Annotated in this window: 26 protein-coding genes and 1 tRNA gene; 22 read left to right on the top strand and 5 right to left on the bottom strand. The window is 60.2% G+C overall.

The annotated features are described in order from the left end of the window. The first annotated feature begins 194 nt into the window (after positions 1-194). From FIV03_RS31750 to FIV03_RS08775, 20 genes are all read left to right on the top strand, one after another. Positions 195-671 carry a hypothetical protein gene (locus tag FIV03_RS31750; protein ID WP_209009912.1) on the top strand — a complete coding sequence of 159 codons (477 nt, stop codon included), beginning with the start codon at positions 195-197 and terminating at the stop codon, positions 669-671. 20 nt (positions 672-691) lie between these two features. Continuing rightward, positions 692-1,159, top strand: coding sequence for a DUF1320 domain-containing protein (locus FIV03_RS08870; protein WP_152507388.1), 468 nt, complete (start codon positions 692-694; stop codon positions 1,157-1,159). Further along, a complete protein-coding gene (locus tag FIV03_RS08865) occupies positions 1,159-1,641 on the top strand; it encodes a phage virion morphogenesis protein (RefSeq protein ID WP_152509302.1) in 483 nt (160 codons plus the stop codon). The genes FIV03_RS08870 and FIV03_RS08865 overlap by 1 nt, the downstream gene beginning before the upstream one ends. After that, entirely contained in the window at positions 1,638-2,276 is a 639-nt protein-coding gene (locus tag FIV03_RS08860) for a hypothetical protein (protein ID WP_152509301.1), read from the top strand. The genes FIV03_RS08865 and FIV03_RS08860 overlap by 4 nt, the downstream gene beginning before the upstream one ends. Further along, entirely contained in the window at positions 2,273-2,842 is a 570-nt protein-coding gene (locus tag FIV03_RS31845) for a phage baseplate assembly protein V (protein WP_173013811.1), read from the top strand. Before FIV03_RS08860 ends, FIV03_RS31845 begins: the two co-directional genes overlap by 4 nt. Continuing rightward, positions 2,842-3,243, top strand: a complete 402-nt coding sequence (locus tag FIV03_RS08850; protein WP_209009911.1) for a GPW/gp25 family protein — start codon at positions 2,842-2,844, stop codon at positions 3,241-3,243. The genes FIV03_RS31845 and FIV03_RS08850 overlap by 1 nt, the downstream gene beginning before the upstream one ends. After that, a complete protein-coding gene (locus FIV03_RS08845) occupies positions 3,240-4,091 on the top strand; it encodes a baseplate J/gp47 family protein (RefSeq protein ID WP_152509300.1) in 852 nt (283 codons plus the stop codon). The genes FIV03_RS08850 and FIV03_RS08845 overlap by 4 nt, the downstream gene beginning before the upstream one ends. Continuing rightward, positions 4,088-5,191, top strand: a complete 1,104-nt coding sequence (locus FIV03_RS08840) for a phage tail protein (RefSeq protein ID WP_152509299.1) — start codon at positions 4,088-4,090, stop codon at positions 5,189-5,191. The genes FIV03_RS08845 and FIV03_RS08840 overlap by 4 nt, the downstream gene beginning before the upstream one ends. Beyond that, on the top strand, positions 5,191-8,472 hold the full coding sequence (locus tag FIV03_RS08835; protein ID WP_152509298.1) for a DUF4815 domain-containing protein: 3,282 nt from the start codon (positions 5,191-5,193) through the stop codon (positions 8,470-8,472). The genes FIV03_RS08840 and FIV03_RS08835 overlap by 1 nt, the downstream gene beginning before the upstream one ends. 9 nt (positions 8,473-8,481) lie before the next feature. Continuing rightward, a complete protein-coding gene (locus FIV03_RS08830; protein WP_152509297.1) occupies positions 8,482-10,065 on the top strand; it encodes a hypothetical protein in 1,584 nt (527 codons plus the stop codon). 141 nt (positions 10,066-10,206) lie between these two features. Next, complete coding sequence (locus FIV03_RS08825; RefSeq protein WP_152514017.1) at positions 10,207-11,097, top strand: hypothetical protein; 891 nt, start codon at positions 10,207-10,209, stop codon at positions 11,095-11,097. 1 nt (position 11,098) lies between these two features. After that, positions 11,099-11,638: a DUF4376 domain-containing protein gene (locus FIV03_RS08820; RefSeq protein WP_152509295.1), complete on the top strand. Its 540-nt coding sequence runs from the start codon at positions 11,099-11,101 to the stop codon at positions 11,636-11,638. Positions 11,639-11,808: 170 nt separating this feature from the next. After that, positions 11,809-13,047 carry a phage tail sheath family protein gene (locus tag FIV03_RS08815; protein WP_152509294.1) on the top strand — a complete coding sequence of 413 codons (1,239 nt, stop codon included), beginning with the start codon at positions 11,809-11,811 and terminating at the stop codon, positions 13,045-13,047. 11 nt (positions 13,048-13,058) lie between these two features. Next, a complete protein-coding gene (locus tag FIV03_RS08810; RefSeq protein ID WP_152509293.1) occupies positions 13,059-13,565 on the top strand; it encodes a phage major tail tube protein in 507 nt (168 codons plus the stop codon). Between the two features lie 6 nt (positions 13,566-13,571). Then, on the top strand, positions 13,572-13,793 hold the full coding sequence (locus FIV03_RS08805; RefSeq protein ID WP_152509292.1) for a hypothetical protein: 222 nt from the start codon (positions 13,572-13,574) through the stop codon (positions 13,791-13,793). Between the two features lie 15 nt (positions 13,794-13,808). Further along, entirely contained in the window at positions 13,809-14,246 is a 438-nt protein-coding gene (locus FIV03_RS08800) for a hypothetical protein (protein WP_152509291.1), read from the top strand. Positions 14,247-14,418: 172 nt separating this feature from the next. Then, positions 14,419-16,641 (top strand): phage tail tape measure protein, encoded by a 2,223-nt coding sequence (locus tag FIV03_RS08790; protein WP_152509290.1) that lies wholly within the window; start codon positions 14,419-14,421, stop codon positions 16,639-16,641. Further along, the gene (locus FIV03_RS08785; protein ID WP_152509289.1) at positions 16,638-17,030 is read left to right on the top strand and encodes a hypothetical protein; all 393 of its coding nucleotides are present in this window, start codon (positions 16,638-16,640) and stop codon (positions 17,028-17,030) included. The genes FIV03_RS08790 and FIV03_RS08785 overlap by 4 nt, the downstream gene beginning before the upstream one ends. A gap of 3 nt (positions 17,031-17,033) precedes the next feature. Beyond that, complete coding sequence (locus tag FIV03_RS08780; RefSeq protein WP_152509288.1) at positions 17,034-17,270, top strand: hypothetical protein; 237 nt, start codon at positions 17,034-17,036, stop codon at positions 17,268-17,270. Further along, positions 17,267-18,274 (top strand): contractile injection system protein, VgrG/Pvc8 family, encoded by a 1,008-nt coding sequence (locus tag FIV03_RS08775; protein ID WP_152509287.1) that lies wholly within the window; start codon positions 17,267-17,269, stop codon positions 18,272-18,274. The genes FIV03_RS08780 and FIV03_RS08775 overlap by 4 nt, the downstream gene beginning before the upstream one ends. A gap of 16 nt (positions 18,275-18,290) precedes the next feature. On the opposite strand, the gene FIV03_RS08770 is transcribed toward FIV03_RS08775, so the two are convergent. Beyond that, positions 18,291-18,620: a hypothetical protein gene (locus FIV03_RS08770; protein WP_152509286.1), complete on the bottom strand. Its 330-nt coding sequence runs from the start codon at positions 18,618-18,620 to the stop codon at positions 18,291-18,293. 183 nt (positions 18,621-18,803) lie between these two features. Here FIV03_RS08770 and FIV03_RS32035 point away from each other — a divergent pair, with 183 nt between their 5' ends. Next, positions 18,804-19,004 (top strand): Com family DNA-binding transcriptional regulator, encoded by a 201-nt coding sequence (locus FIV03_RS32035; RefSeq protein ID WP_152509285.1) that lies wholly within the window; start codon positions 18,804-18,806, stop codon positions 19,002-19,004. Next, positions 18,971-19,678 (top strand): site-specific DNA-methyltransferase, encoded by a 708-nt coding sequence (locus FIV03_RS08760; protein ID WP_152507369.1) that lies wholly within the window; start codon positions 18,971-18,973, stop codon positions 19,676-19,678. Before FIV03_RS32035 ends, FIV03_RS08760 begins: the two co-directional genes overlap by 34 nt. Positions 19,679-20,143: 465 nt before the next feature. On the opposite strand, the gene FIV03_RS08750 is transcribed toward FIV03_RS08760, so the two are convergent. From FIV03_RS08750 to FIV03_RS08735, 4 genes are all read right to left on the bottom strand, one after another. Continuing rightward, positions 20,144-20,219 (bottom strand) — tRNA-Thr (locus FIV03_RS08750). A gap of 200 nt (positions 20,220-20,419) precedes the next feature. Continuing rightward, a complete protein-coding gene (locus FIV03_RS08745; protein ID WP_152509283.1) occupies positions 20,420-22,462 on the bottom strand; it encodes a heme biosynthesis HemY N-terminal domain-containing protein in 2,043 nt (680 codons plus the stop codon). A gap of 77 nt (positions 22,463-22,539) precedes the next feature. Next, positions 22,540-24,504, bottom strand: coding sequence for a hypothetical protein (locus FIV03_RS08740; RefSeq protein WP_209009910.1), 1,965 nt, complete (start codon positions 24,502-24,504; stop codon positions 22,540-22,542). Positions 24,505-24,624: 120 nt separating this feature from the next. Then, a complete protein-coding gene (locus FIV03_RS08735) occupies positions 24,625-25,341 on the bottom strand; it encodes a uroporphyrinogen-III synthase (RefSeq protein ID WP_152509282.1) in 717 nt (238 codons plus the stop codon).

Genomic DNA, 25,341 nt, shown 5'->3' with positions numbered 1-25,341 from the left:
TCCACTGGCAGGCGGACCCACAGGTCCAGTGGAAACAGCGGCCTTTTGAATACCTGAGAGAGGCGTCTGGTACGGCTCGCAAGGCCCCCAGCACTACCCGCGCAATCTGGCTTTCGGGTGGTTGACGGCAATTCGGCCCATAAGGACCCCAGGTCGCGCCTCGTACTTCTTCTGAAGAGCCACGGAGAAACATCATGGCAACCCGCAAGCAATCCAATGAAACCAGTTCTCCCAAGACGGCCGCATCGACCGACGCAAAGTCTTCCGCCACTGACGAGGCAGCCGCCAAAGAGGCCGCAGACGCGGCGGCAAAGGCAGAAGCCGAAGCGAAACAGAAAGCAGCGGATGAAGCTGCAGAAAAAGCGGCGGCTGATGAGGCGGCAAAAGCAGAGGCCGAATTAAAGGCGAAAGCTGAAGCCGATGCGAAGGCGAAAGCCGAGGCTGACGCGATGGCGGAGGCTGATGCAAAGGCGAAAGCAGAAGCTGAAGCAAAAGCCAAAGCGGCAGCCTCCGCCCAGGACGGACCCGAACGGAAGAAAATCCCCGTGCTCTGCCACGTTCGTCTGAACGGCGATACCTACGAGCCCGAGGCCGAACCCGAAATGACCGGCAGCGAGTTTGAGGAACTGAAGCGGTCTCAGGCCGTGGAAGGTGAATTCGAAGACTACTGAGCCCCGCCATTGAGGAAGCCATGACCGCCTACGCCTCCCAGTCCGATCTAGAACTGCGTTACCCTGATGAACTCATTCTGCTTGCCGCAGATGAGAATGACGGCTCGGTCGATGCGGACAGGGTGGCGGGGGCGCTGGCGTCCGCCAGCACGGAAATCCGTGGCATCCTCAAGGCCCGCTATGGCAGCAATGATCTGAACAATCTCGACGCCGACAGCCTTGAGCTATTGAAGGTCTATGCCATCGATATCGGTCTCTACCGTATTGCGCTGTCCTTCTCCCGTTCGAACGATCAGATCAAGGATCGGTACGAGGCGGCTATCAAACGCCTTGAGGCCATTGCCTCCGGTAAAGGTGGGCTGTCTTTCGAGCCGTCCGGTTCTGATGGCGGTTCCTCAAACGGTTCCGATGCTCTCAGCTCACCCAATGAAGTTTTGATCGATGCCCCGGAGCGTGTCTTCACCCGTGACCGTTTACGGGGGTTTTAATGAGCGTTTCAATCCAGCTTGACAGCACTGAGCTTGATGAAGCCCTCGTGCGCCTTGAACCGCTTCTGGACTTTGAACCCGCGCCGCTGATGGCAGCGATCGCCGCGCTCGGTGAGAGCCAGACGCGCCGGCGCATCGAAACGGAAAAAACATCTCCGGACGGAACGCCGTGGGTCCCGAACCACAACGGCACAAGCATCCTGCGCGAGACCGGCCGCAATCTCCTGGACAGCGTTGCCTCAACTTCTTCCGCCACGCAGGCGGAATGGGGTGCGAGCTGGGAATTCGCACATGTCCATCAATTCGGTGCCGTCATCGAACCCAAAGACGCAAAGGCTCTCGCTTTTCAGATCGGCGGTCAGAACGTCTTTGCGCAGAAGGTCGTTGTCCCCGCGCGTGCGTTTGTCGGGATCTCGGCGGAGAACGAGATCGAGATCCGCGATCTGGTGACTGACTTTCTCGGGATCGGAGGCCTACAATGATTGAGCCGACCACCCTGACGGACCTGATCGACGTCGACCATGTCTCGGTTGCGACCCTCGCGATCACCGCGACCATCGACGCGCAGATCGCCGGCTTGACCGTCCGGTCTCATCCGGGAAAGCTGGACATCTACGATGTGGTTTCCCGCGATCTGATCCGCGCTCCGGGCGTGCTTCTTGGTTGGACCCAAGTCAAGGCCATGCGGGAAACAGCCGGGCACTACACCATGCCGGTCGACTTCGCCGCGTACATCGTCGCTGAAGACTTCGCGGACAAACAGCGCGGCCGGAGGATACCGAGGGAAACCGTTGCCAATGCAATCGGCACCCGGCTGCTTGCAATCCTCAATGATCCGGATCTCGCGGACTGGGGACTTGCCGACATCAGTCTGCCGCTCACAGAGCCGGCTCCCGCCTTCCGGCCGATGTTCACCGCAACCGCCTATCAGAAGGGGACGGCCTATTACGCCGTTACCTGGACACAAGAGATCATCGGCCTTGGTCCCGATTTCCTTGGCGGTGAAACGCCGGCGTTTGTCGCGCCGGATGAAGAACGCGGCCCAGGCCTGAAGTTCCTCGCAGAAACGGACATCCCGCCCGAAATCATCGCCATGATCGAAGGGGAGGAACCGTGACAGATCTCGCCGCTTTCGAACTCAGAACGCTTCGCCGGTTTCTGCGCCGTGCCGAAGGACGGCTTGCGCGCGCCGTCCTGCGCGGCAAGGTCCACCCCGGCAGCCAGGACATGGAAGAGCGCACCGTTCGCCTGCAGCTTGCTGTGGATGCTGAAGGCAAGCCGATCCTTTCTCCCCCCGTCAAATGGGGGGCACCCGGTGTCGGTCGGCTCAAGGTTCATGCGGTACCGGCCGACAACGAACAGATGATCCTGTTCAGCCCGTCCGGCACGATCGGGACGGCAAGCATCGCCATCGCCGGCAGCTACGACGACGACAATGGATCGCCCTCCGATGATGCGGGTGAAGTTGTGGTGACCTTCGGTGATACCCGGCTGGAGCTGCGTGGCTCCGATGCACTTGTGAAGTCTGCGAAAGTCGTTGTCGAAAGCGAAGACGTTCACCTGGGCGGCGAAGACGGTAAGCGGGTTGCCCGTGTCGGCGATCGGGTCGATGTCAAAATTGGTTCCTCGAAAGGCCTATGGCCGATCATCGAAGGGTCCAACACAGTGAGGGCTATCACCTGATGAAAGCTCTCCGCTACAGAACCGGCGTTCACTTCGAAACCTTCGAACCGTTGACGGGCTGGGCGCATGTTTCCCAGAGCCTTCAGATCATCTGGACCACGCGTCTCGATGTGCGCGTCATGGCTCTCGATTTCGGTTCCGAACACTTCGCCTTGCACGGCGAAGACATCACGCCGGAACTCGCACTCCGGCTCTACAACGCCCTCATCACCGCCGTGCACACCCACGAACCGGAATACAGGATCCATTCCATGCAGCTTGTCAGGCTGACCAGGGAGGGCGGTCTCGGCGTCCGCCATTCGGGCACCTACTATCCGGAGGGCCGTTTCGGAAACTACGAGGACAAGGTCGCTGTCGAAGCCTCGACCGCTCCCCTCAAGCTCTACCGGGAGGCCGCATGATAGATCTTGAGGCTCTCCCCGATCCTGAGGTTCTGAAGTCGATCGACCATGAGGAGTGGCTTCAGAACATGATCGACAGGATGGTTGCCGAAAGCGATGCGCTCGGCATCACCTGGGACGCGAATGTCTCCAGTGACCCGGCTATGATCCAACTGGAGCTGGCCGCGTTCTACGCCATGCTGTTTACCTCTTATGTGAACGAGGCCGCCCGCAACCAGATCCTTGCCTTTTCCACCAGTGCGGATCTGGACCACCTTGCCAGCTTTTACAATCTCGCAAGACTTCCGGGTGAAGACGACACCCGGCTCCGGGTGCGTATCCAGTTGGCAACGATCGGCGGTTCCGTTGGCGGTACCAAGGAACGCTTCAAGAGCGTAGCGATGGGGGCGGATATCCGCGTTCGCGACATCGCAACGTGGCGCGTTGGTCGCGATCCAACCGTAAACGTTGCAGTGCTCTCTACCGAGATCGGCGGCAACGCCAGTCAAAGCCTTTTAAACATCGTTCAAACGGCCCTTGAAGCTCCGGGGGTAATGCTCGTATCTGACCGCTACGAGGTCATGTCTGCGGTTCGCCAGATCGTGGACGTAACGATCATCGTTACCCTGTCACCGGATGCGCCGGCGTCTCTCCTGCAGGAGCTTGAAAGCCACCTCGTAACCGCACGCGATGCTGAAGCAGATCTTCTCGGGCTTGATCTGACACGTGCCTGGATCACGGCTAACGCGATGCTGCCAGGGGTCTCCAACATCGCGGTCCAACTTCCGGCCGGTGACGTGGTTGCGGGATCGAATGAAGCCATTGCGATCGGCACGGTCACCATTGTCGACGGGGGGCGCAGCCGATGAGCGCCGACCGCCTGCCAGACAATGTCAGCCTACAACACCGTGCGCTGGCGAATGCCACCTACCTCATGCCCGACCTTGTGCCGGGCGTCGAATACATCTCCGGCTGGAAGTACAGCCGGCAGCCTCCGGATCTCCGTCCGTTCCTGGTCGATGAATACGGCCTTGCCGCTCTGGTTCCGTATCTTTCCAGCTACGCCGAAGTTCTTGCACGCGGGCTGCCCTGGGCAAGGGTGCGTGGCACCCATTCCGCGGTTGCGCAAGGTCTCGACATGGTGGGCTATTCGGGCACGATCCAGGACCCGCCTGCGCGTCGTCTTGCCTGGGCAGAGTTCCAGATCGATCTGGACCGGGTTCGCGATGAGCGTGACGATCTTCCCAAGATCGCAGGCATCGTTGATCTCAGCATCCCGGAGCGGTCAACATTCCGCCGTGGCGTCCATGGCTACGATGTCCCGGCCGCCGAAGGTTGCCGAACCCGTTTGAGCGGTTCGATCCTTGGAGATGACAGCGGTGTCCGGATCGATGGCAAGGGGCCGAAATGGTCTTTCGGTCGAGCTTATCGCTACACCCACGTTCTGACGGAAGCTGACCTGACCGTGCTTGGTGTTTGGCTTCCAGAAGTCCCGAGCCAGCTTTGGGCCGACATGCAGTTTCCATGGGCAACTGCCACTTTCAAGTGGGCCGATGACGCCGCGCTTGGCCGCAGGGTCTCGATGGCGAGTGCCATTGAGGCGTTACCTTGCTGGCTTCGCTTTGCCGATGACGCTGACCAGACGATTGGTTATCGCCGGGCCGTCTGTAGGGGTGTTGAGCAAGGGCTTACCGGATACGCGTTCGGCACTGACTTTCTGGAGCCGAGCCTTGAGAACCCGATCGGCGTGCATGTCTTTGCGCGCACCGGGTTCGGCGACGGTTACGGCTCCGAAGCCGCGTCTGTCTCCATCGTCTTCGGCGCTGATGTCACCGACCAGTCGAAACCCGGCCAACTCTGGCTGGAGCCTGCCGGTCTGACCGGAGGCGTTGAAATCGCGTCACAGCCGATCTCGATCCTTTTTGGCGAGACGGTCCGTGAATACGTCCAATTTTTCTTGAGGTTCTGATGGCCTACGAACACGAGTCCGGCATTGACGCCGCCTATGACAGAACTCCAGACGCGCCGTCCACCCGGACGGATCTGGTCTTTGTCGAGGACCGCTTCATTCAGGGCGCGGAACTCAATGAACTGCAGGGGCTGACCGGCCGCCGCATCCAGGCGATTGGCGATCTGGTAGCTGGCAACGGCAACCGGGAAAGCGATGCGGCAATCAAGGTCGCGTTCGACATTGACCCGGAAGACCCGAACGCCATTCCGACCACCGCCAGCATCATCCTACAGGCTGGCCGGATCTACATTGACGGTCATGTTCTTTCCGTTGCCGCCGCGCAATTTGATGATGTTCCGATCTCCGGCGACGTGATCGTTGGTGTGCGCCAGGTGGTCACCCGTATCGGCCACGAGGAAGACCCGTCTCTCGTCGGCTTGCATCCAGGCACGGATGCCGAAGGCGAACCGGGCGCTTACCGGACGAACCGGTCTCTTGAGTGGGGTTTGCTGAACGATGGCGGCGAGGGCCAGTTTATACAGGTCTACAAGCTGCTCGATGGCACCGTCGTTGATCAGACCGCTCCGCCTGCACTTGATGGCATTCTTGCGACTGCTGCGATTTACGACCGCGCACGCGGCTCCTACATCGTTGCCGGCTGCGAAGTCAGCGCGCTTGGGGATGACGGCAACGATCGGCAGATCCTGTCGGTGGGTGCCGGTGCTGCAAACATTCAGGGTTGGCGCCGCACGCGCGAAACCGCTTTTACCCTGTTCCAGTCCCAAGATCCGGATCTTGAACTGGTCTCGGCCGAGGCGAAGACCTTCACCGATGGCGGTAGCGGCACCGCAGTTCTGACCGTCGCAAGGCCGCCGATCGCGAACGTGGTGTCTGCGGTTGTCACCATGCAGATCTCCGAGAACGTGACGCGCGGGCCTGTGCCCAACGGTCTGGATGAACTGCAGGAAGCGTCGATTGTCGAAATCATAAGCGTCACGCAGGCCGCGACCACGTTTGATCCGGCGACATATTCCCTGTCCGGTGACAATATCTCGTGGGCTCCGGCTGGTGATGAGCCGGCTGCCGGCAGCACGTATGTCGTCACCTATCGGTATTTCAAACAGGTCGCGCCGGATGCCTTCGACGCAGCGACCATCACACTGTCAGGCGGTGTGACCGACGAAACCGCATTGCTGACGTACAACTCCAAGATCCCGCGCAAGGATATTCTTGTTTTTGATATCGATGGCACGCCGAGCGTCGTCAAAGGGCAGTCCGCTCGCAAGGGCGCGCTGCCGCCGAAGCCACCCGAGGGCTACCTGAAGATTGCCGAGATCCACAACACGTGGGACGGCGCTCCGGAGATCGTCAACAACGGCACCCGTGTACCGACCTATGATGAGCTTTGGGGATATCTGCGACTGACGGTGAAGCTTGCCGATCAACTCAACCGGACGCTCATGGAACAATCAGTACCGGACGCGGCCGCGATCTCTGCCGATGGCATCTTCACGGATGACTTCTGGAGCGATTTCTACCGCGATGAGGGTGTCGTCCAGTCTGCCGCCGCCAACCAGGGCGTCTTGCAGTTGCCTGTCTATGAGCAGTTTGTCGAGACGATCAACACGCTTGCGATCCTTGATTACACCGAAGAAGTGATAATCTCGCAGCCACTCGCAACCGGGTCCATGAAGGTCAACCCCTACGCCAACTATAATCCGATGCCGGGCTTGTTGGCGCTCAACCCGAACAACGACTTTTGGACGTCGACTGAAACGCAGTGGACCTCGTCCATCACGCGCCAGTTCACGGCAGCCCCCGGTCAATCTCCGGGCCGTACAACGATTACGGAAGAAGTGCGGCAGACGACACGGGCGGCAGAGTTCCTGCGGCAGATCGATATCGACTTCACGATAGAAGGGTTTGCCCCCAACGAAGAGTTGGAAAAGCTCCTGTTCGCAGGGCGGGACGTGACGCCGGCCGGCCCGCTTGTTGCCGGTGCCAATGGTGATGTGCAAGGGACATTCCAGATCCCGGCCCGTGTTCCGACCGGCACGCATGCGATCCGGGCAGAAGGTGCTGCCGGTGGTTTTGCTGAGGCGTCCTTCGTTGGTGCTGGTGAAATCACCGTCGAGGTGATGCGCCGGGTCAATCTGGTGACCAGGGCTGCGCCGCCGCCCGTGGTGAACGTGATCAACAATATTGTGCGGGTCACCAACGTAAACAACGTGTCCAACAATCGCGGCCCCGGTGAAGGCTCCGGACGCGAAGGGGGCATGAACGGCGATCCGCTTGCTTTCACGTTTGTCCCGCCAGTTGATTGCATGATGCTCGGGTTCGACGTGGAGATCGCCGAGGTGGGGGACCCGGCCAATGGCTTGGTTTGCCAGCTCGCCCGGACCTTGAACGGCTATCCGACCAATGAAGTTCTGGCGACCACGTTCATTCCGATGGTTGGCGTTCAGCCTGGTGACAAGGTCAGCCCGCGTTGGGATGCGCCGCACTATCTCAGTGCTTCTGAAAAATACTGTGTCGTGATCATGACTGACGATGCGGACCACGCCCTGAAGATCGCAACGCTTGGCGAAGTGGTTCCGGAATCCCAACAGCTGGTTTCCTCGCAGCCTTATACCAACGGCGACCTGTTCTCCGGATCGAACCGCACCACGTGGGTGGCGCACCCGAAAAGCGATCTCAAGATCGATATCCTCGCGGCCAAATTCAGCCCGGTGGAAAAGACCGTCGATCTGTACCAGGGCGACATCGAGGCGATCACCGATCTGGTCGTTCGCGGCACGGTCGAGCTGCAATCCGATCAGACCCGGTTTAGGTACGAGCTTGTCCGCGCCAACGGGGATGTGATCCCACTCGCTTCAGGGCAGTCCATCGAGTTCGATGAGTATGTCTCCGAGACCATAACCCTGCGCGCTGTACTGAACGGCAACGAGTACCTGTCGCCTGTCCTCTGGCCAGGCACCACGATCATTGGTGGGCAGGTGCAGGAGCAGGCGGACTATGTCTCGAAGTTCTTCGCGATCGACGGCCCGATCGGATTCCGCGCGCTGTTCGATCGGTGGCAGCCGGCCGGGGCAACGGTCTCGATCTTTGTTGATGACGGCGATGACGATTGGCAGCCGCTTGTCCAGGAGAGCGCCCGCGCCCTCGGCGGTGGCTGGACGGAACCGAAACTTGCCCTTGCTGGCTTCTCCGCCCCCAACGGAGGCCGCGTGAAAGTCACACTCAACGGCACGCCGGCAGCGCGTCCCTCCATCGCGCGTTTGCGCGCCTACGGATACTAAGAGGTTCCGATGCCAACCGACGCAATTACAGCACAACTCGGCATTCCGAAGCCAGACCCGGCCAACGATGTCGATTATGACTTCACCCGTATCATCCTGGCGATGGAGATGATCGATGGATTTATCCATTCCCTCCAGACGGCACTCGCAGGCGTTGCGCCTTCAGTTCATAACCATGACATCGATGATGTAGATGGCCTGCAAGCTGCACTGAACACGCTGGCAGACAGCATTGCCAACGTGTCTGGCACGCTTGCGGGGCTGGAAGACACGGACGTATCCGACGCCACGCAGGGCATGCTCTTGCAGTATCTCAATGATCAGTGGGTTTCGGTTGCTGCCAAGGCCTCGTTCTTTGCCATCGACCCGATCAACGGCATTTCCGCGAACAACGTCCAGGCAGCGCTCGCCGAGCTGGTGCAGGAAGTCACGACGCCGACCGTCGATCCGGCCTTTCAGAGCTACGTGTTTGACGGTGAAACCGACACCGTCACCTTGCCGGCAACGCCGAACTCGAAGAACGCTGTCTTTCTGAACCTGAACGGCAACTTCGTTCTGCATGAGGATTTCGCGCTCAACGACGCTGACGTGACCTTCAACACAATGCCGGCAGCAGGTCATAAGTTGAACGCGATGGTTCTGACTGCTGTTGAGATCGGCGAGCCGAGCCCGGAAACCATTGACGCGGACAAGATCAAGACCAGCGGCATTCCGGAGCTGCTGGTCAAGCTTGGCATCAGCCAGGTGACTGGCGACCCAGATCACCTGATCAACGGTAGTTTCGACATCTACCAAGAGGGACAAGGTCCGTTCGATCTTACCAGCGGCTATGTCTGCGACATGTGGCGGATGTTTCGTGTCGCAGGCACCTCTTGCCCGATCACGATCGAGGATCGCCCCCTTGGATCGCGCACGAGGAAGCGCCTAAAGTGGGAGCGTCCGACGCCGGGAGCTAATCCGGCAGCGCTTTTCCAGCCGATTGAATTCGTCGACACGCTCGGCGGGCAAACCTGTACCTTCACTTTTAGGGCGCAGGCATCCGCTCCCACTGAGTTGCAGGTCAACATATCTCAGTTCTTTGGAACAGGCGGGGCGCCATCGGCCACGAACGAAACCGCTTTCCAAACCGTAAATCTGACGACTGAAGAAACAGAGTTTTCCCTGTTGTTCACTCTGGACAGCGTCGAAGGCAAAGTCATTGGCACAGGCCTGAATGACGCCCTGCGGGCCGCATTTACCCGTCAACATGACAGCACCAACCCGACAGCTACGGTTTACCTCTCGGAGGTATCTCTTCTTAGCGGGGATGTGCGGGCATCAGAGATTAAGCGGCCTCGCAGGAGCCGTGGGCAAGAGCTGCATATGGCCCACTATTACTTCTACAAGAGCCAAATCCCTTTCAGCTCCGATCACCAAAGTAAAATCACCGGAACCTTCCCGCGGTGGATGAGGGCGACCCCTGGCATCACCTATACGCTCTTTGGTGGCGTAACTGTGAATGGCGGTCAGTCAGTTCGTCCGGACGGCTTTCACCTCTACGGACTAAGCGGTCCAACTTTTACGCAAAGTCTGACAGCAGACGCGAGGCTCTGACACATGACCCTTCTTCCCCAGAACCTCGTTGACGGGCCGTATGGCCCGCGTCAGGATTTCATCATCAACGGCTCGTTTGATGTGAACCAACGCGGCGCAGTGTCGAGCACTTCGACGCTCTACCGGGTTGCGGATCGACACGTGGCGGACTGTTCGAATGCCGTTGATACCGGCTTCAGTCAGGAGCTTCGTGACTTTGCGATTGGCTTTTCGGATGTGCCTAACAGCCCCGAAAAGTATATGCGCGTCAACTTCGCCGGCACGACAGCAAACGCTGCGTCTCATTGGGTCACTTATGGTTACCGCATCGACCGGCCGCTCCGTTTTGCAAACGGGGTGTGGACCTATGATCTTTGGGTGCGTCCGCAAAACAGCATGGCGGTTGGGATCGAAACCAGACTTGCAGCCGATAGCGGTAATCCTGCCGACAGCATCGTCATGATAGACCCGCAGACCTTCCCTTTAACAGGCGGCATCTGGCAAAGGCTCCCGATCAAAATTACAACGCCGGTATGGACACCTGCTTCTGTCGGCGTCGGGGCGCGGTTGAGCCTTATTCTGGCGCTCAGCCTTGGCACAGATTTCTCCGGTGGCGGAAATTATGTTGGCGCGCAGGATGGGTATCTCGACATCGCAGAAACGTCCTTTACTCCGGGCGACAATCGACACCTCCCGGTAATCAAGGCTCCGCGAGATCCGCAAGCGGAGTTGGCTCGATGCCTGCCGTTTTACGAACAGGTAAACTCGGCAAGAATGGGCACGGGGCACGCTCAATCTACAACGGCCATCAGACATGTCGTCTCCTATGTCAGGAAGCGAGCCACGCCGGCACTCGGTCTGCTGACGACAACACCGTCTTTCATCATCGGAGGCACCACAGAGATCGGAGCGGGATCGACGGTATCGTTTTCGCTCGTTGATAGGGAAGGTGCGCGTGTGATTATCGACGGCTTCTCCGGGTTGACGTTCGGAGCCTACAGCATGGGAACCAACCCGTCGGATCAAATTCTGTCGGTAAACGCGGAGATTTAAAATGGACATCCAAAACGCATATTATTCGGACGCAGAGAACACCCGCGTTCGGGTCGAATTCGTCGGTGGCGACTCTGCTGATTGGCCCCGTGTAGGCACCTACCACGCCGAATATCTCGACCAGTACCTGACTGACAACGAGCTGGAAGATTTCCCGGGCGCTCCGGTCCCGCCGGTGACGAACGGTGAAATCAACGCTGCTCGCGATCGCCGGATTGACGCCGGTATCACCTTCAACGGCGTGCTGTACCAGACCCGCCCGGAAGATCGCGAGAACATTCAGGGCGCTTACTCCCGCGCTCAGTCGGCTATCCTGATCGACGGTGCGCAGCCTGGTGATTTCACTTGGCACGGTGGCCCTGGCGATTTCGAGTGGATCGCGGCCAACGACAGCCGGGTGAAGATGGACGCGCAGACCATGATGGCTTTCGGTGAAGCTGTCCTCGATCACAAGTCAGCGCATATCTTCGCTGCAAACGCCATCAAGGCAATGGACCCGGTCCCGTCCGACTTCGATGAGATCGTCGCGCTCTGGCCTTGATCGGCATAAACCCGTTGCATGTCGGGGCCGGTTTCTGGCATGCTTCGCGCGATCTCAGGGAGTGAGATTTTCAAGGGCTGACAACTGTCAGCCCCTTTTTTTTGACCGTTACGCCGATCTTCAACGCTGATTGAACCGCCCTTAAACCCTTGGCCGGAGACAGCGTAGATATGAGCGCCATTGTTCCAAATGTTGGCACCCGCGTCTTTTCCGATTTGACGCCCACCGTTGCGTCGATCGACGCCCGTCAGACTTACATTGGCATGTGCCTACCGGCACCGAACGCCGACAACTCCATCGAGATGCACAAGCCCATTGCCGTTTCGACGGAAGACAGCGAAACGATCGCTCTCCTGGGTGACGGTGTCGCCAAGGATGCCATCGAGCAGATCGCCATGGCGGGCATTTCCACCGACATTATCTTCTCCCGTTGCGAGGATGATCCCGACGAGGCTACGCAGCTCGGGCACATCGCCGGCAGCGCGGCAAGCAAGACCGGCGTCTGGGCGCTGGCCGAGGCGCTTTCGGAAATCGGCCTTGAACCCGGCCTGATCATTGCGCCGGAGTTCAGCCACCAACGGCCGGGCGATGCCGCCAACCCCGTGGTGACGGCCGCCGAGGGCGTCTGCAACAAGATCATCGACTGTTTTGTTGTTGCCGATGCTGACGGAACCACCCGCGAGACGGCCGCAGCCTCTGCCGCAGACTTCGCCACCTCGTTGAATATCCTGATGGGATACCCTCGGGTGAAGATCTGGAAGAACGGGGCGGACGCGACCGCGCCGATGTCCACGTCCTGGGCGGCGCAGATCCTGAAGCGGGACGCGGAGGCCGGCAACCCCTACAAAGCTGCCTGGAACCGCCCGCTTGTCGGCATTCGCGGTGTTGAAACGCGGGTGAGCCATCGCGACGGTGACCCGACTTCGGACAGCAACTATCTCTGTCAGGCCGGCGTTGGCACGATCATCGAGAACAAGCTTCTCTGGGCACCGTTCACCACGGCAACCGATCCGACCGTTCGGGACTACCGATCGATCAAGCGCATCCGGACACGCCGGTCCATCGAAAAGGCGTTTATCCGTGCCATGCGCAAGTACATGGCGGGCGACCTCGGGCCGCATCTGGCCACGCTGATCTACCAGACGATTTCCGAGGCCTGTGCCGAGCGGCAGGCCTTCGGTGCAATCATCGACTACGAGGTCATCTGGGACCGCAAGCTCAACCCGAACACATCGCTTCGGGACGGCGCTCTCAAGGTCAAGCTGCGTTTCGAGGAAACGCCGGACCTAGTCGACCTGCAGATCTTCACCGAACCGCAGCCGGAGGCGTTCGACCTTCTGGCCGCCAACATTGCGCAGGCACTGGAAGCTCTGGGTGACCAGAACATCCGGGTCGCTGACACGAACTGAAGGAGCCTCCCATGGATCGCGTGATTTATGGCGCAAACTGGTACGTCGATACGCTGAACCAGCGCTTGCGCCTCGACACCGTACAGCTGCCGAACCTGAGCCGTGTCAACGACACGGTTTCCCTGGCCGGTGGCTGGATGGCATTTGAGAACCCCGGGGAGATCGAGCCGCTGACCGCGCCTTTCTCTCTGATCGGGTCTCACGACGATATCCGCTCCCTGTTCGGCCGGGAGGCCGGCGACTGGACCTCTTTCTATTACTATGAACGCCTGCGCGATCTGCAAACCGGCACAAACCTTGGCCGTGTCGTCATGCTCAAGGGACTGATCAGTGCCGTGAGCCAGCCGCGCGTTGCGGGCAAGCGCGGCGGACAGACCGAGTATCAGGTCGGTTCCATCGTCTCTTACAAAGACATCGTCGACGGGAAAATGATCCATCTCTTCGACTTCTTTGCCAACAAGATGGTGATCAACGGTGTCGACTACAGCGCCGAACACAACGCCATCATTGCCGCTTGAGCCGCCATGCAACACCTGACCGGAAATCAGGCGGCATGGCTGTTCATAGGCATTCCCGCAATCCTCGCATGGTTTGGCGCAGCTGTTTGCTGGCTGCTGGCACCACACCTTGCCACCGATCCGCAACCGTTGTTTTGGGCGCTGTGCGTCGCAGGCGGTTGGTATGCGATCATGATCTTAATTTTTGGCGGATGGATGGGGCTTCTTCTCCTGGCATCCATCGGCTGAACAAAAGGCTGACCCATGACCTCGAAACAGCAATCAAATCTCGATGTGCCGCTGGATCAGATCCCGCTTCCGCCTGAAGAGCTGACGGATGAGCTGGACAACACCCCGCTTGATGCCACGGCCGAGACCTCCCAGGAGAAGGAAGTCGAGATCGCGGAACTCGATTTTCTCTCAGAGGCGGAAACGCGCGTGAGCCGTGTTCCGATTGACCATGCCTTCAACTGGGAAGGCAAAAAGATCGACGCCATCTATGTCCGGCGTCTGACGGTTGCCCAGGTCGGGCAACTGGCTTCAAAGCTTCAAGGCAGGGCGTTCGACCGCTACGATATTTACGCGGCGCAGACCGGTCTTCCAGCCGCAGTATTGCGCGGCTTGCTGGACGATGACGGCGATGCCGTCACCGAGAAGTGTCAGGATTTTTTTCCCCGCGTCTTCCGGGCGGACAGCGAATAGCGGCACGGCCGGAAGACTGGCGACGTATTGCAGCTCGTGTCGCTGCCATCTTGCACACGCCTTTGCCTCAGGTTCTCCGACTCGACTGGTCGGAGTGCCTTCTTTGGTGGAAAGAGGCCGATGATATCCACGGTGAAACCTTTGGTCTCCTAAGGAGAGGGTAAGCGGCAAAATGGACGTCTCTCTTAAGCTCCGACTGGACTACAAGGACCGTGGTGCCCGCCGCGCCAAGAAAGACCTTCAGGAACTCGACAAGGTTGCCGATCGGCTGGATGGTGCCGGCGCGACAAAACTCGGACGTGATCTCGATAAAGTCGGTTCAAACGCGCGCCGGGCCGCGACTGCTCTAGAGTTGCCGGCAAACAAGGTCAGAGCGCTCGATGCGCTAAAGACCGATCGGGTGGCAGGCGAACTCAACAGCTTGAAAAACGCGGCTGAAAAGGCCGGCAACAGCCTTGAACGCCCGGCCAAAGAACTGAGAGTCCTCAACCGCCTCAGCACGGATCGTGTGGAAAAGGAAATCAAGGATCTTGGCGACGCGGCCGACAGGGCAGGAGACAAGCTGAAGGGGCTGGATAAGACCAAGTTCACTCGGTTCAATGATGAAATCAACAAAACCTCGGACAAGATCGACCGGCTTGGAAAGAAGGCATCCAACCAGTCAACTCTGATTGCCCCAACCAACCAACTCAACGGAGCTATGGGAGTCCTGGGGGCGACTGCCGGCAGCACGTTCGGTGCGCTCCTTGCCTTTGCCAGTGTCGACAACATCGTCCGAGGCTTAAACGAGCTTGAACGGGGCTTTAATGATCTCGATCTCGCTGCCGCGCGTGTCGCTATCACGGCTGAAATGCGCGATCCCGCCGCCGTTGCCCGGATCAAGTCGGAGAACGATCAGATTGGCAACCGATATGGCAAGACACCGGAACTCGTAAACTCGGCCCGAAACGTTTTTGCCGCTGCCAACTTCCCGCTTGATCAACAGACCGGCTTGCTCTGGAAAACCGTTGAAGCGTCCCATGCTTCCGGATCTGACCCCGCGATTGTTGCAAGTGCTGTTACGGCGGCGATCAACAACCTTGGCATCACTCCGGATCAGGTGCCGGCGTTCCTCGATCAGATCGTCAAGGGTGGCAAGGAGGGCGAGTTCGAAATCGAGGCAATGGCCCGGTACTTCCCGGAACTTGGTGCGCTCTACAGCGCCAGTGGTCGGTCGGGGTTGGACGCCTCGGCCGAACTGATCGCATTGGCCCAGGTTGTCCGCAAAGGTGCCGGCATGGAAGGCCCGGCCGCTACCAACCTGCAGAACCTCTTGTCGAAGATGGCAGCCCCCGACACGGTCAAGAACTTCAAGGAAAAGGGTGTCAATCTGGAAGGCATTTCGAAGCGGGCCCAGCAGCAAGGAACGCCCTATATCCTGGCACTCCTGGATGAGGTCCAGCGCCTGACCGGTGGCAACGAATTCGCCATTGGTGAACTCTTCGGCGACATGCAGGCGAAGTCTGCCCTCCGGCCGCTTCTGAACAATCGTAAGTTCTACAACAATGCTTTCGATGCGATCAGGAACGACTCCCGTGGTGGCATCAAGGCGGACGCCGATTTTATCGACAGCACACCCGGCGCTGAAGCCGCTCGCCGTGCGGCTGCCATGGGACAGACCGGCCGGGTAGCCGGTTCCTTCTGGGGGCAGCTTAAAAACCCGTTGATTGACGAAATCCTAGGTTGGTTCAATCCGTCCTACCGCCGCCAAGAGGACAGCATTGAGAATGAACGGCGGCTCCGGGGCGTCAACGTCGAAGCGCTGGAGCTTGAGATCAAGGAACTGCGCGGACAGATCGACAGCCGGCCGGAGTCTCGGTTCGGATTGCCGGACACCGCCCGGTTGCCGCTAGAACTGCGCTTGAAAGACCTTGAATGGCAGCTGCAGCAAGCGCGTAAGGTGCAGGGCATCGACAACCAAGCGGAGCCAAGTGTTCCATCCGGACCGTTCCCCAGAGCCAAACCGGGTTGGGATGGTTGGGATCGCTTTATCCCTGGAAGCCAGTCCCTCCGGGATGCGGGCGGCGAAGCCGGGTCTAAATTCGCCGATGCCTTGAGTTCGGAAGCCGCCAAAGCCGGTGCGATGGCAGACGAGCTGAAATCTCGGTTCTCATTTACCGCAACTCCAACCATCAAGCCGAGCTTCTCCGGGGCCGACCCGATCTCGATGCGCCAAGGCGCTGAGCGGAGCTTCAGAACCGCGCCGGCAGCCTCTCAGCCGGCGATGAATATCAACAACACGTTCAACCAGGCGCGCGATCCGGAACGGGCCGCCCGCGAAGCCCAACGCATGCAGAACCGGGCGATCCGGAGTGCGCGCGCACGGTCGCTTCATGACACGGGAGACCTCGCATGAGTTCACTGGTTTCCATCGGAGCCGCACAGCTCAAGGTCATCGGGCTGAACCCGCAGAACGTCTCGCTGTCCAGCGAAGCAAGAGTGCCCGGCCGGGCAACCTATACCGGCATGGACTATCAGCTGACCGGTATTGGCGAGCGATCGGCACGGCTGGAAGTTCTGACCTTGCCTTTTGTTTTTGGCGGCATGGATGCCCTCGGCTGGCTGCAGGCACAGCATCTAAGCCAACTGCCTGTTCTTTATCTGCGGCTTGGGGCGAACCTTGCCGCCGACAACCTGGGCCTCGTCGTCATCCGCGAACTCTACATCGATGAGGACCGCTTCCATCCCTTCACCGGCCGGGGCCGGACACTCAATGCCGAAATCGGCCTTTTGTTCGTGGTTTGAAACATGGCGAAGATAGTCACCAGATACACGGTCACCGAAGATGCCGAGCGGATTGACCGTATTGCACGGGATCTCTACGGCAGCGAGCGCGGCGGCTCGGCCGAGGCGCTGATCAATGCCAATCGCCGCCTCTCCGGCACCATGAAAGACCCTTCCGGCGATGTGGCATTCGGCACGATCCTGAGTGTTCCCGAGGCACCTGAAGCGCCTGACGAAACACCGGTGAGGCCCTGGGAATGATCGGCAAGCCGTTTGTCATTGTCGCGGGCGCTAAGACGCCAAACCTTGTGCCCTTATGGGGTGGTTCCCTGTTGCGCGTCTCGATCACGGATCAGGCAGGATACGAGAGCGACGAAGCGGTCCTGACCTTTTCCGCGCCGCCGTACTCACCGCCTCCGAAAGGCACCAAATACACCATCAGCGCCGGCATGCTGCCGGGTGCGGCTGTGCAGTTCGGTACCTTCTCTGCAAGCCGGACGGCGTTCGGCGGAAGCCCGGAAGACGGTGACACGATGGAGGTCTATTGCAGGGCGGCCGACTTCATCGACAAGATGAAAGCAACCGGATCCAAGCACTATGACCAGGAGGGTGGTTTCGGCACGGCAGGCAAGATCTTCAAAGACCTTGCCAAGGAGGCGGGCGTCTCTGCGCTGGTGAGCTCGGCGATCGAGAACATCAAGATCCCGTACCGGCTTCGCTGGAACCAAAGCCCACTCGATTTTGCCACCGAGCTGGCCGATGAAATCGGCGCGATCGTCAAGCCCCAGGCGGGCAAGCTTCTTGTCCTGGAGCGCGGCAAGGCGCAATCCGGATCGGGCAAGGATCTACCGCCGATCCTGGTCAACCGGAAACAGTGTTACGGCTGGGATGTCGATATCGAGGAACGGCCGGCGCACGAGAAAGCGGAGACGACTTGGTACGACCCGAAGAAGGGACGCTTGAAGCAGGAAACCCAGAACATCGGAAAGAAAGGCGGCGCATATGCGCCCATGCATCTGACACCGACTGAGACTGAAGCCAAGAAGACGGCCGGTGCGGTGGCGTCTGCCTTAAGCCGATGGACTGGCTCCGGGTCTTTCGAGATGCGCGGCAACCCGTTTGCCGTTGCCGGCGCTCCGGTCACCCTGACCGGCTTCGGCTCCGCGATCGAGAGCATCAAATGGGTGTCGACCGTGGTCACTCATACGATTGATCCGGAGGGCGGCGGTTGGATCACGATGGTGGAAGTGGAGACAAAGGAGTGACCGGCACTGAGGTTGATCAGACCCCAAGAGCCCTTGCCACGTCGTTCGGCCCACAGCGTTTACACTCCATCTTGAGTGCAACAACTGCCGCTAGAGCCTCGGCCGTCAACTGGTCCAGCTTCTGTTTGTGGCTTTCTTCAACAGTCAGAACGGCGGCTTCATGGGCGAGTTCATCGCAGATCGCAATCGCCTTGTTGCCGGCCGCTCTGCATTCGGCGTCAGCGTTGATGAGCGCAAAGGTATTTTGGATGTGGCCTCGCGCATTGCGCTGCATGGACTGCGTGTTCATCATGTTGATGTTGCGGATGTTGGTTTCCAACATATCCAGATGCGGCAAATCGGTCATTATCGTCTTCCCCAAAGTTCAGTGCCTTAATCCACCCTGACGGACGGTCCGGACTTACGTCCGGACGGCGGGCCTCAAACGCCAATCTTCAGCCCGCCCGGCAGTCTACGACAACCGCCGCGCCCGGTGCATCGCGCGATGCTCGGGCTTTATGGATGAGTCGCCATAAGGTTGTCACTCACGATGAATGAAATCCGCTGCGGCTCTTGCCGCAAACTCTTGATGAAGTCGGCCGAGCGAGCGATCGTTGGCCCTGTAGAAGTCAAATGTCCCCGATGCGGGACGCTGAATAACCTGAGGCCCCTAGAGCCCTTCTCCGAACGCCCAGAGCGCCAAATCCCGGAGAAGACATGTCCTGGCAACTCTTCCAACAAGACGCCCTGACCTGGCTGCATGATCAGTCAGCCGAACAATATGACGCCCTCGTAACCGATCCGCCGTATAGCTCTGGCGGCTTGCATGCCGGCAGCCGCACGGCGGATAGCGCCAACAGCAAGTACGTGAATGACCCAAAGAAGTATCCGGAGTTCTCTGGCGAAAACCGCGACCAGCATTCCTACATGCTCTGGTCGACCCTTTGGCTCACTGAGGCCCACCGCGTCCTCAAGCCCGGCTCACCGTTCATTGTCTTCACCGATTGGCGACAGCTGTCGGTCATGATCGATGCAGTCCAGGCAGCCGGGTTCACCTACCGGGGGTGCGTCCCCTGGGACAAGACGGAAGCCTGCCGTCCGGCCAAGGGACGGTTCCGCCAGCAGGCCGAGTTCATCCTTTGGGGATCTAAGGGGGCATGGCACGACAAGGATGGTCCCACCTATCCGGGGATCATTCGCTGTGGCGTAATGGCGGCCGGACCCAAACTCCACACCACTGGCAAGCCGCTCCCGTTGATGGATGCTCTCGTCCAGGTCTGCCCGCCCGGTACTGTGCTCGATCCCTTCACAGGATCGGGCACAACAGGTGTTGCGGCGCTTCGTGCCGGCCGTCGCTTTGTCGGTTGCGAGCGGGAGGCGGCTTATTACGATATTGCGAGTGAGCGGCTTTCAAAGGCCGTATAAAGTCCCTTTAAATACTCCGTAACAACTAGGGTACGCGGATGCCAAATGTCGACTGGAAGCAAGCGCCGAGACAAGCACGTTGGTGGGCGATCGATGCTAACGGTCAAGCACATTGGTTCTGCGTACCCAATGTCGCAGCCTTCACCGACTTCTGGTTCTCCGAACCGATACCAGCGCCGGACTTCAACTATCAGGGAGATTGGCGGGACAGCCTTATCGAGCGTCCGAGTGAGAAGGATGGCTAGTGCCAAACGGCAATAGATTCCTCTTGGGAGCACGCGCCTCTGCCGGTGCTCTCTCAGCGCGCAATCTGGGTGCCATATGGTGTTGCGCGTTTCGCCAAGCGATTTTGCGCGCTACACATTTTCTGAAGTCTCGTGACAGCTTCCTCAATTCGGAGGAAAGCATCAGAGAAGGAATAGCCCTATGGGGCGCACCTGAAGAAAGAAAACTGGGCCTGGAAAGTGGTGCCGCTGAAGGGACTCGAACCCCCGACCCCATCATTACGAATGACGTGCTCTACCATCTGAGCTACAGCGGCGTTCTCCGGCAGATGCCGGGCATCGCGCGATTAGGCGCGGACACTCAGGTCAAGCCCGAGTGCGCCGCTAATTACCGGAGCTTGGCGTCAGATGCAAGAGCCTAAAACCGGTTCTTTCAGGAAGATCACATCTTCCCTTTTCCGGAAGCCAGGCAAACACATGCTCGTCAGCACATTCCGACTATCGCCGCAGCAGCGCTTCAGTTGAAAAAGCGCGGCCGTGGCGTCTTGGCGGTCTCTTCCTCGTCGTCCTCATCCGGGCCAGGATCGTCCGGCATCCGCGACAGGGGAAATTCGATTGGCCGGTTGAGATCCTCTTTGGAACTTCCGGATTTTGTTTCGCCTGTCTTGGCCTCCCCGGCTTTGGCTGCCGATGGCTTTGCATCCGCCGATTTCGAGGTTTCCTCAACCTTGGCCTCAGATGTTGCCTCTGGCTTGGAAGGCGTCCCGGAACCGTTCCGGGTGTCGGCCTTGCCGATCACACCAGCTTTCGCAGTCCCGGCATCTTTGCCTGTCACCACGGCGGGTTTGTCCTCGGCCCCGGCTTCGCCTTTTGCCGCAGTTTCCTTGGCTGCCGTCTTCTCAACGCTCGCAGCCTTGTCCGAAGGTGCCTTGGTAGCCTCGGCGTCGGGCAGGTCCTTCAGCGCAGGGCTGTATTTGACATCGTCCGTCGTCCCTTCGTAGCCCTGCTTTTCCAATGGTACAGAGGCAGCGGAAGGTTCCGCGGCGGCTGACTTGGCGCTGCCGGATTTGGCATCACCCGTCTCGGGTTCCACAGGCTTGGCAGTGGCAGGCTTGGTGACGGGTTCGGCTTCCAGCACCACGGCGCCGTCATCCGCATCTGCAACCGGCCGAACCGGCTCGCCTGGAGTGGCGGACGGCAGGGCCGGCGCCTCGAACAGGCTGTCCTCCAGCAGCGGACCATCCTCGTCCGACAGACTGCCCGGCGTTGCCCACTGGAACGCGTCGAGCTTGCCGGTGACCGGTGACACCGGCTGCCATTCGGCGGAAATGATGCCGTCGGCCATCCAGACCTTGTCGAGCGGCGCACTGACGGCGCGGGCCAGCCAGTCGCGTGTGCGGCCCCGGTCACCGTGTTCGGCTTCCTCCACTTCCGCCATCAGCAGAAACGCCTGACGGGTGGGTTCGGACTGCAGGACCTTTTTCAGCTGCTTGCGCGCTTCTTCGAACTCGCGCGCCTCCATGGCTGCGCGGGCGATGGCCAGCGCACCTTCGGGAGTGTTTGCCCGTTGTGCGGAAAGCGATTTCACCCGCTTCAAGCGGTCGACAGCCGAATCGCCGGTACGCACATGGGCATAGGTTTCAGCCAACTCCGGATGCGGGAACAATCGCCAGGTTGCCTCCAACACTTTGGAGGCCTTGCGAATGTCGCCCCGGCGCGTCGCCAGACGAGACGTCAGCACGGCCGCCGGTACAAGGTCGAGTGCCAGACCATGAGCTTCCTTGGCCAGCGAATAGGCCCGTTCCGGCTCGCCGTCCTCCAGCTTTGTCGCAAGCGCCGTCAGGATGACGGCGCGCTGACGCCGATAGGTTTTCTTGTCCAGCATCTTGGCGGCGTAGTTGCGCTCCAGGGTCTTGAGCGCTTCATCCCAATGGTGGGCAACCGCCTGATAGCCGAGAACAGCCTTGCCGGCCCATTCCAGACCCGGCGATGTCTTGGCGGCTTCCTCCGCGTAGTGACGTGCCGCCACCGGCTCCCTGTGCCGCTCGGCCTCGATGAAGAGGCCGTGCAGACCAAGCGCCTTGGTGGCCGGATCTTCCAGCATCGCCTCGAAACGCTGACGCGCTTCGCCGTCCTTGCCGGCAAGCTGGGCCGTTTGCGCAAGCAGCAGCTTTGCCGCGGGTTCATCATCCAGCAGCTTGTCGGCGTCCAGCGCGTAGCGGCGCGCCAGTTTGGCGTTGCCCGTGCCCAGAGCGATCAAGCCTTGTGACAGCGCATTGTAGCCCTTGTCTTTCCGGCGGCGCCGAAAGAAGCGGCTGGCAATCTGCGGTGATTTGAGGACGACGCGGATCACCCAGACAATCGCCAGGAAGATCGCCAGGAAAATAGCTGCGGCAAGGGCAACAATCGCAGGCGACTGCTCCCAGATGTCCGTCCCGACCTGCTGGCCGCCTTCATAAACCGGCCAGGAAATCTGGATCGTTCCCGGCAGGTCCGCCATCCAGGCAAAGCCCATGGCAACGGCAAACAACAGCGCGAAAAAGAACAGAACGCGGATCATTCAGTTCGCTCCCTGCGACGGCCGGCTCCTGCCGGCACATAGTTCCATTGACGGGCGGGCGAGTGGCCGGCCTGCATTCAGCTATCCTTCGCAGCAAGCGCGTTGAGCACTTCCTGCGAGGCCTTGTCCGTCAGGTCATCAACCTCGACGCGGGCTTCGGCGCGCGTTGCCCAGTCGGCAGCAGCTGCCTGTCCCTGTTCCGGCAGATCCTTGTAGGCGGCAAGTGCCGACTTGAGGTCTCCCTTCCGGACGGCGTTTTCCATGCGCTGCAGGGCAGCGGCCGGCCCGTCGCCTTCACCCGAGCCCGAACGGCGAACGGTGAACAGCGACTGTGCACTGGTCATCAGGCTGTCGAGTACATCACCCGAACGGTCCGGTTCGGAAAACGTCTGGTAGACAGAGCGCGCAACCGGCGGGAACTGGGCGATCAGCACGGGCACCGGTTCGACACCGGTCTTGGCGTTGGCCTCCAGTGCAGACAGGTCGAGCCCGCCCGGCAGTCCCGCCTTGACGGCGGCCAGCTCGGTTTCATAAGGGCGGCCGGAATCGACGGCCGACTTCAGCGCGGAAACGGACAGTGCCCTGGCAGCAACTTCACGCGCCGTCGCATCGCCCATCGTTGCCTCAACCGCGGCAAGGCGCGTTGAAAGCGCGTCCAGTTCAGAGCGCAAACCTTCCAGCGCCGCCGTGTTGGCCGCGCCGACAGACTTGATGTCGGCAGCCAGCGAAGACAGGGTTTCGGTTGCCCGTGCCTGGCTGTCGGCAAGGGTCTTCAGGGAAACGTCCGACGTCGATACGGCTGTCTGCGCTGCCTTCGCGGTCGCTTCGGTATTGGAAAGGCGGGTTTCCACCTCGGAAAGGGTCGTCTTCAGGTCCGAAAGCTGACCTTCGAGCCCGGTTACGGAACCCGAAAGCTTGTCGGCTTCGGAGGATGTCGAGGTGGTGTCGGTTTCCAGCTTGGCCAGGCGGCTTTCAAGCGGTGCCAGATCCACCTGGCTATCGCCCTTCACTTCCTCTTCCAGCGCGGCCAGACGGCTTTCAAGCGGCTGGAGATCGGCTGGAGTTCCTTCGCCGGTGCCGGCCCCTGCCGAAGCGACGGTGCTGCGCAGTCCTTCGACATCCTGCTTCAGGGCATCGATCGCGGCGCTCAGATCGGACGACGACGCATCCTGCAGTTTGGCTTCAAGCGCGGTGACCTTGCTTTCCAGAGCAGAAACAGCACCGGAGCTGCCCTGGCTGGAGACCGAAGACGTCACGTCGCCGAGTTTTTTCTCCAGATCGGAGATCTTGCGTTCGGCGGCACTGAGCGCGCTGGTGAGCTGCTGGTTCGGCTCGGGCGACAGTTTGACGAGCCCGGCCTGATAAAGGCCGAAGCCGCCGCCAAGCACCAGGATACCGCCGATAACGGCCGCAATCAGAACGCCGAATGCCCCGACACCGCCGCGGTCTTCAGCGGCCGGCGGATTGGAAAAGCTGGTTGTTCCCCCTGGACGGGAGCTGCTGCTTGTCGAGGAGGTTCCAGGCTGGCTGGTGGCAGACGTCGATGAGCTTGCCGGAGACGCCGGCTTGCCGGTCGCCGTTGACGACCCGGTCGTGCCGGCTCCGGATGGCTTTCCGGCAGTGGAAGACCCGGCAGTGGTAGAAGACGACGAAGAATAGCCTGATCCGGTTGAGGACGATGTCGAAGCAGACGAAGAGGGCGACGATGTGCTGCCCGAACTGCCCGTGCTGCCGGAAGACGTTGTATTTCCGGCTGACGTTGAGCTGCCGGACGCAGTCGTGCTGCCGATGCCGCCTGTCTTGGTTGCACCCGCAGTCGTGCCGCCAGACCCCGTCGTGGCGCTCGCGGTTGAGCTCGCACCAGAGGTTGGCTTCGTGTCTGTCGGCTTGGCACCGACCTTCTCTGCGGTCAGATCGATCGTTACCGGCCGCTTGCTGCTGCCGGAGGAAGACGCGGTGCTGCTACCCGGCTTGTCCTTGCCGCCGGTGCCGCTGCCGCCCGATGAAGATGTCCCGCCCGGGGATTTCTTGTCCGTCGTCATCTCATCTCCTCCTGAACCCTGCCGGTCCCAAGACCTTCACTATACACACCTCTTTGCGAAGCGGTACCGCCGCAGCAAAGACTTTTGCGCGCTGCAAAAGAACGACTCCCCCGGATCTGGTTAACACTGTGTTAAAGCCAGATCCATCAAGGCGCTTTCGTTCGGCGCAGCTGCAATACGCACCTGGCTTACCTCAAATAGGGGCTCGGCCGACTGCCGCGAAAGGGCATAGACAGGCAACCCGGAAAAAATATGGTCGAGACCGTGCCTGCGAACCAGCGCCAGAAAAGCTTCGGCCGTGCGTTTGGAATAAATGAAGACACCATCAAAGGCATTCTGGCGAAGGCCGTCAACCACGGCAGAAGGCAGCCTTTCCGCCGGTTCCATGCGGTAAAGCACGACGGTGCGACAGGAAATGCCCCCTGCGGCGAGAAGTCCCTCCAGATCCCCCGCCCGATCCTCGGCAGCAGGATAAAGGACGGCCCCTGAGGACAATCCGCTCCGATTATCGAGAATCAGCTGGGCCAGCGCTGCAATATCCCCGCTGGCCGAAAGTATGTTTGAAAAGCCCGCTTCCCGGCAGGCGAGCGCGGTTACGTCGCCCACCGTGAATACCGGCAAGCTCCGCAAGGCATCGATCCGGCCCTGTGCCGACAGGACGGCAACCGACCGCCGGCTTGAAAACGCCAGCGCCGACACGCCCTCCAGTCCGATTTTTGCCGACCGCACTTCAACGGTTTTCAGAACAGGAGCTTCATCGGCAACATGCCCCAACGCCCGCAGTTTTTCAGCGGTCCGCCGGCAATCCGGCTGGGGGCGTGTCACCAGAAAGCGCAT

This window comes from Labrenzia sp. THAF187b, from assembly GCF_009363375.1.
In the GTDB taxonomy this organism is placed as follows: domain Bacteria; phylum Pseudomonadota; class Alphaproteobacteria; order Rhizobiales; family Stappiaceae; genus Roseibium; species Roseibium algicola.
Note: the sequence above shows the minus strand (reverse complement) of the source record. Positions and strands in the feature narration are given on the sequence as shown.

What these genes read in the sequence shown, in the direction of transcription:
- FIV03_RS08835 (WP_152509298.1), top strand. Translation starts at nt 5,191, where the DNA reads ATGGCCTACGAACACGAGTCCGGCATTGACGCCGCCTATGACAGAACT.
- FIV03_RS08805 (WP_152509292.1), top strand. Translation starts at nt 13,572, where the DNA reads ATGCAACACCTGACCGGAAATCAGGCGGCATGGCTGTTCATAGGCATT.
- FIV03_RS08790 (WP_152509290.1), top strand. Translation starts at nt 14,419, where the DNA reads ATGGACGTCTCTCTTAAGCTCCGACTGGACTACAAGGACCGTGGTGCC.
- FIV03_RS08845 (WP_152509300.1), top strand. Translation starts at nt 3,240, where the DNA reads ATGATAGATCTTGAGGCTCTCCCCGATCCTGAGGTTCTGAAGTCGATC.
- FIV03_RS08860 (WP_152509301.1), top strand. Translation starts at nt 1,638, where the DNA reads ATGATTGAGCCGACCACCCTGACGGACCTGATCGACGTCGACCATGTC.
- FIV03_RS08840 (WP_152509299.1), top strand. Translation starts at nt 4,088, where the DNA reads ATGAGCGCCGACCGCCTGCCAGACAATGTCAGCCTACAACACCGTGCG.
- FIV03_RS08735 (WP_152509282.1), bottom strand. Translation starts at nt 25,341, where the DNA reads ATGCGCTTTCTGGTGACACGCCCCCAGCCGGATTGCCGGCGGACCGCT.
- FIV03_RS08800 (WP_152509291.1), top strand. Translation starts at nt 13,809, where the DNA reads ATGACCTCGAAACAGCAATCAAATCTCGATGTGCCGCTGGATCAGATC.
- FIV03_RS08820 (WP_152509295.1), top strand. Translation starts at nt 11,099, where the DNA reads ATGGACATCCAAAACGCATATTATTCGGACGCAGAGAACACCCGCGTT.
- FIV03_RS08830 (WP_152509297.1), top strand. Translation starts at nt 8,482, where the DNA reads ATGCCAACCGACGCAATTACAGCACAACTCGGCATTCCGAAGCCAGAC.
- FIV03_RS08815 (WP_152509294.1), top strand. Translation starts at nt 11,809, where the DNA reads ATGAGCGCCATTGTTCCAAATGTTGGCACCCGCGTCTTTTCCGATTTG.
- FIV03_RS08775 (WP_152509287.1), top strand. Translation starts at nt 17,267, where the DNA reads ATGATCGGCAAGCCGTTTGTCATTGTCGCGGGCGCTAAGACGCCAAAC.
- FIV03_RS08780 (WP_152509288.1), top strand. Translation starts at nt 17,034, where the DNA reads ATGGCGAAGATAGTCACCAGATACACGGTCACCGAAGATGCCGAGCGG.
- FIV03_RS08770 (WP_152509286.1), bottom strand. Translation starts at nt 18,620, where the DNA reads ATGACCGATTTGCCGCATCTGGATATGTTGGAAACCAACATCCGCAAC.
- FIV03_RS08810 (WP_152509293.1), top strand. Translation starts at nt 13,059, where the DNA reads ATGGATCGCGTGATTTATGGCGCAAACTGGTACGTCGATACGCTGAAC.
- FIV03_RS08760 (WP_152507369.1), top strand. Translation starts at nt 18,971, where the DNA reads ATGTCCTGGCAACTCTTCCAACAAGACGCCCTGACCTGGCTGCATGAT.
- FIV03_RS08865 (WP_152509302.1), top strand. Translation starts at nt 1,159, where the DNA reads ATGAGCGTTTCAATCCAGCTTGACAGCACTGAGCTTGATGAAGCCCTC.
- FIV03_RS08740 (WP_209009910.1), bottom strand. Translation starts at nt 24,504, where the DNA reads ATGACGACGGACAAGAAATCCCCGGGCGGGACATCTTCATCGGGCGGC.
- FIV03_RS31750 (WP_209009912.1), top strand. Translation starts at nt 195, where the DNA reads ATGGCAACCCGCAAGCAATCCAATGAAACCAGTTCTCCCAAGACGGCC.
- FIV03_RS08785 (WP_152509289.1), top strand. Translation starts at nt 16,638, where the DNA reads ATGAGTTCACTGGTTTCCATCGGAGCCGCACAGCTCAAGGTCATCGGG.
- FIV03_RS08745 (WP_152509283.1), bottom strand. Translation starts at nt 22,462, where the DNA reads ATGATCCGCGTTCTGTTCTTTTTCGCGCTGTTGTTTGCCGTTGCCATG.
- FIV03_RS08850 (WP_209009911.1), top strand. Translation starts at nt 2,842, where the DNA reads ATGAAAGCTCTCCGCTACAGAACCGGCGTTCACTTCGAAACCTTCGAA.
- FIV03_RS32035 (WP_152509285.1), top strand. Translation starts at nt 18,804, where the DNA reads ATGAATGAAATCCGCTGCGGCTCTTGCCGCAAACTCTTGATGAAGTCG.
- FIV03_RS08870 (WP_152507388.1), top strand. Translation starts at nt 692, where the DNA reads ATGACCGCCTACGCCTCCCAGTCCGATCTAGAACTGCGTTACCCTGAT.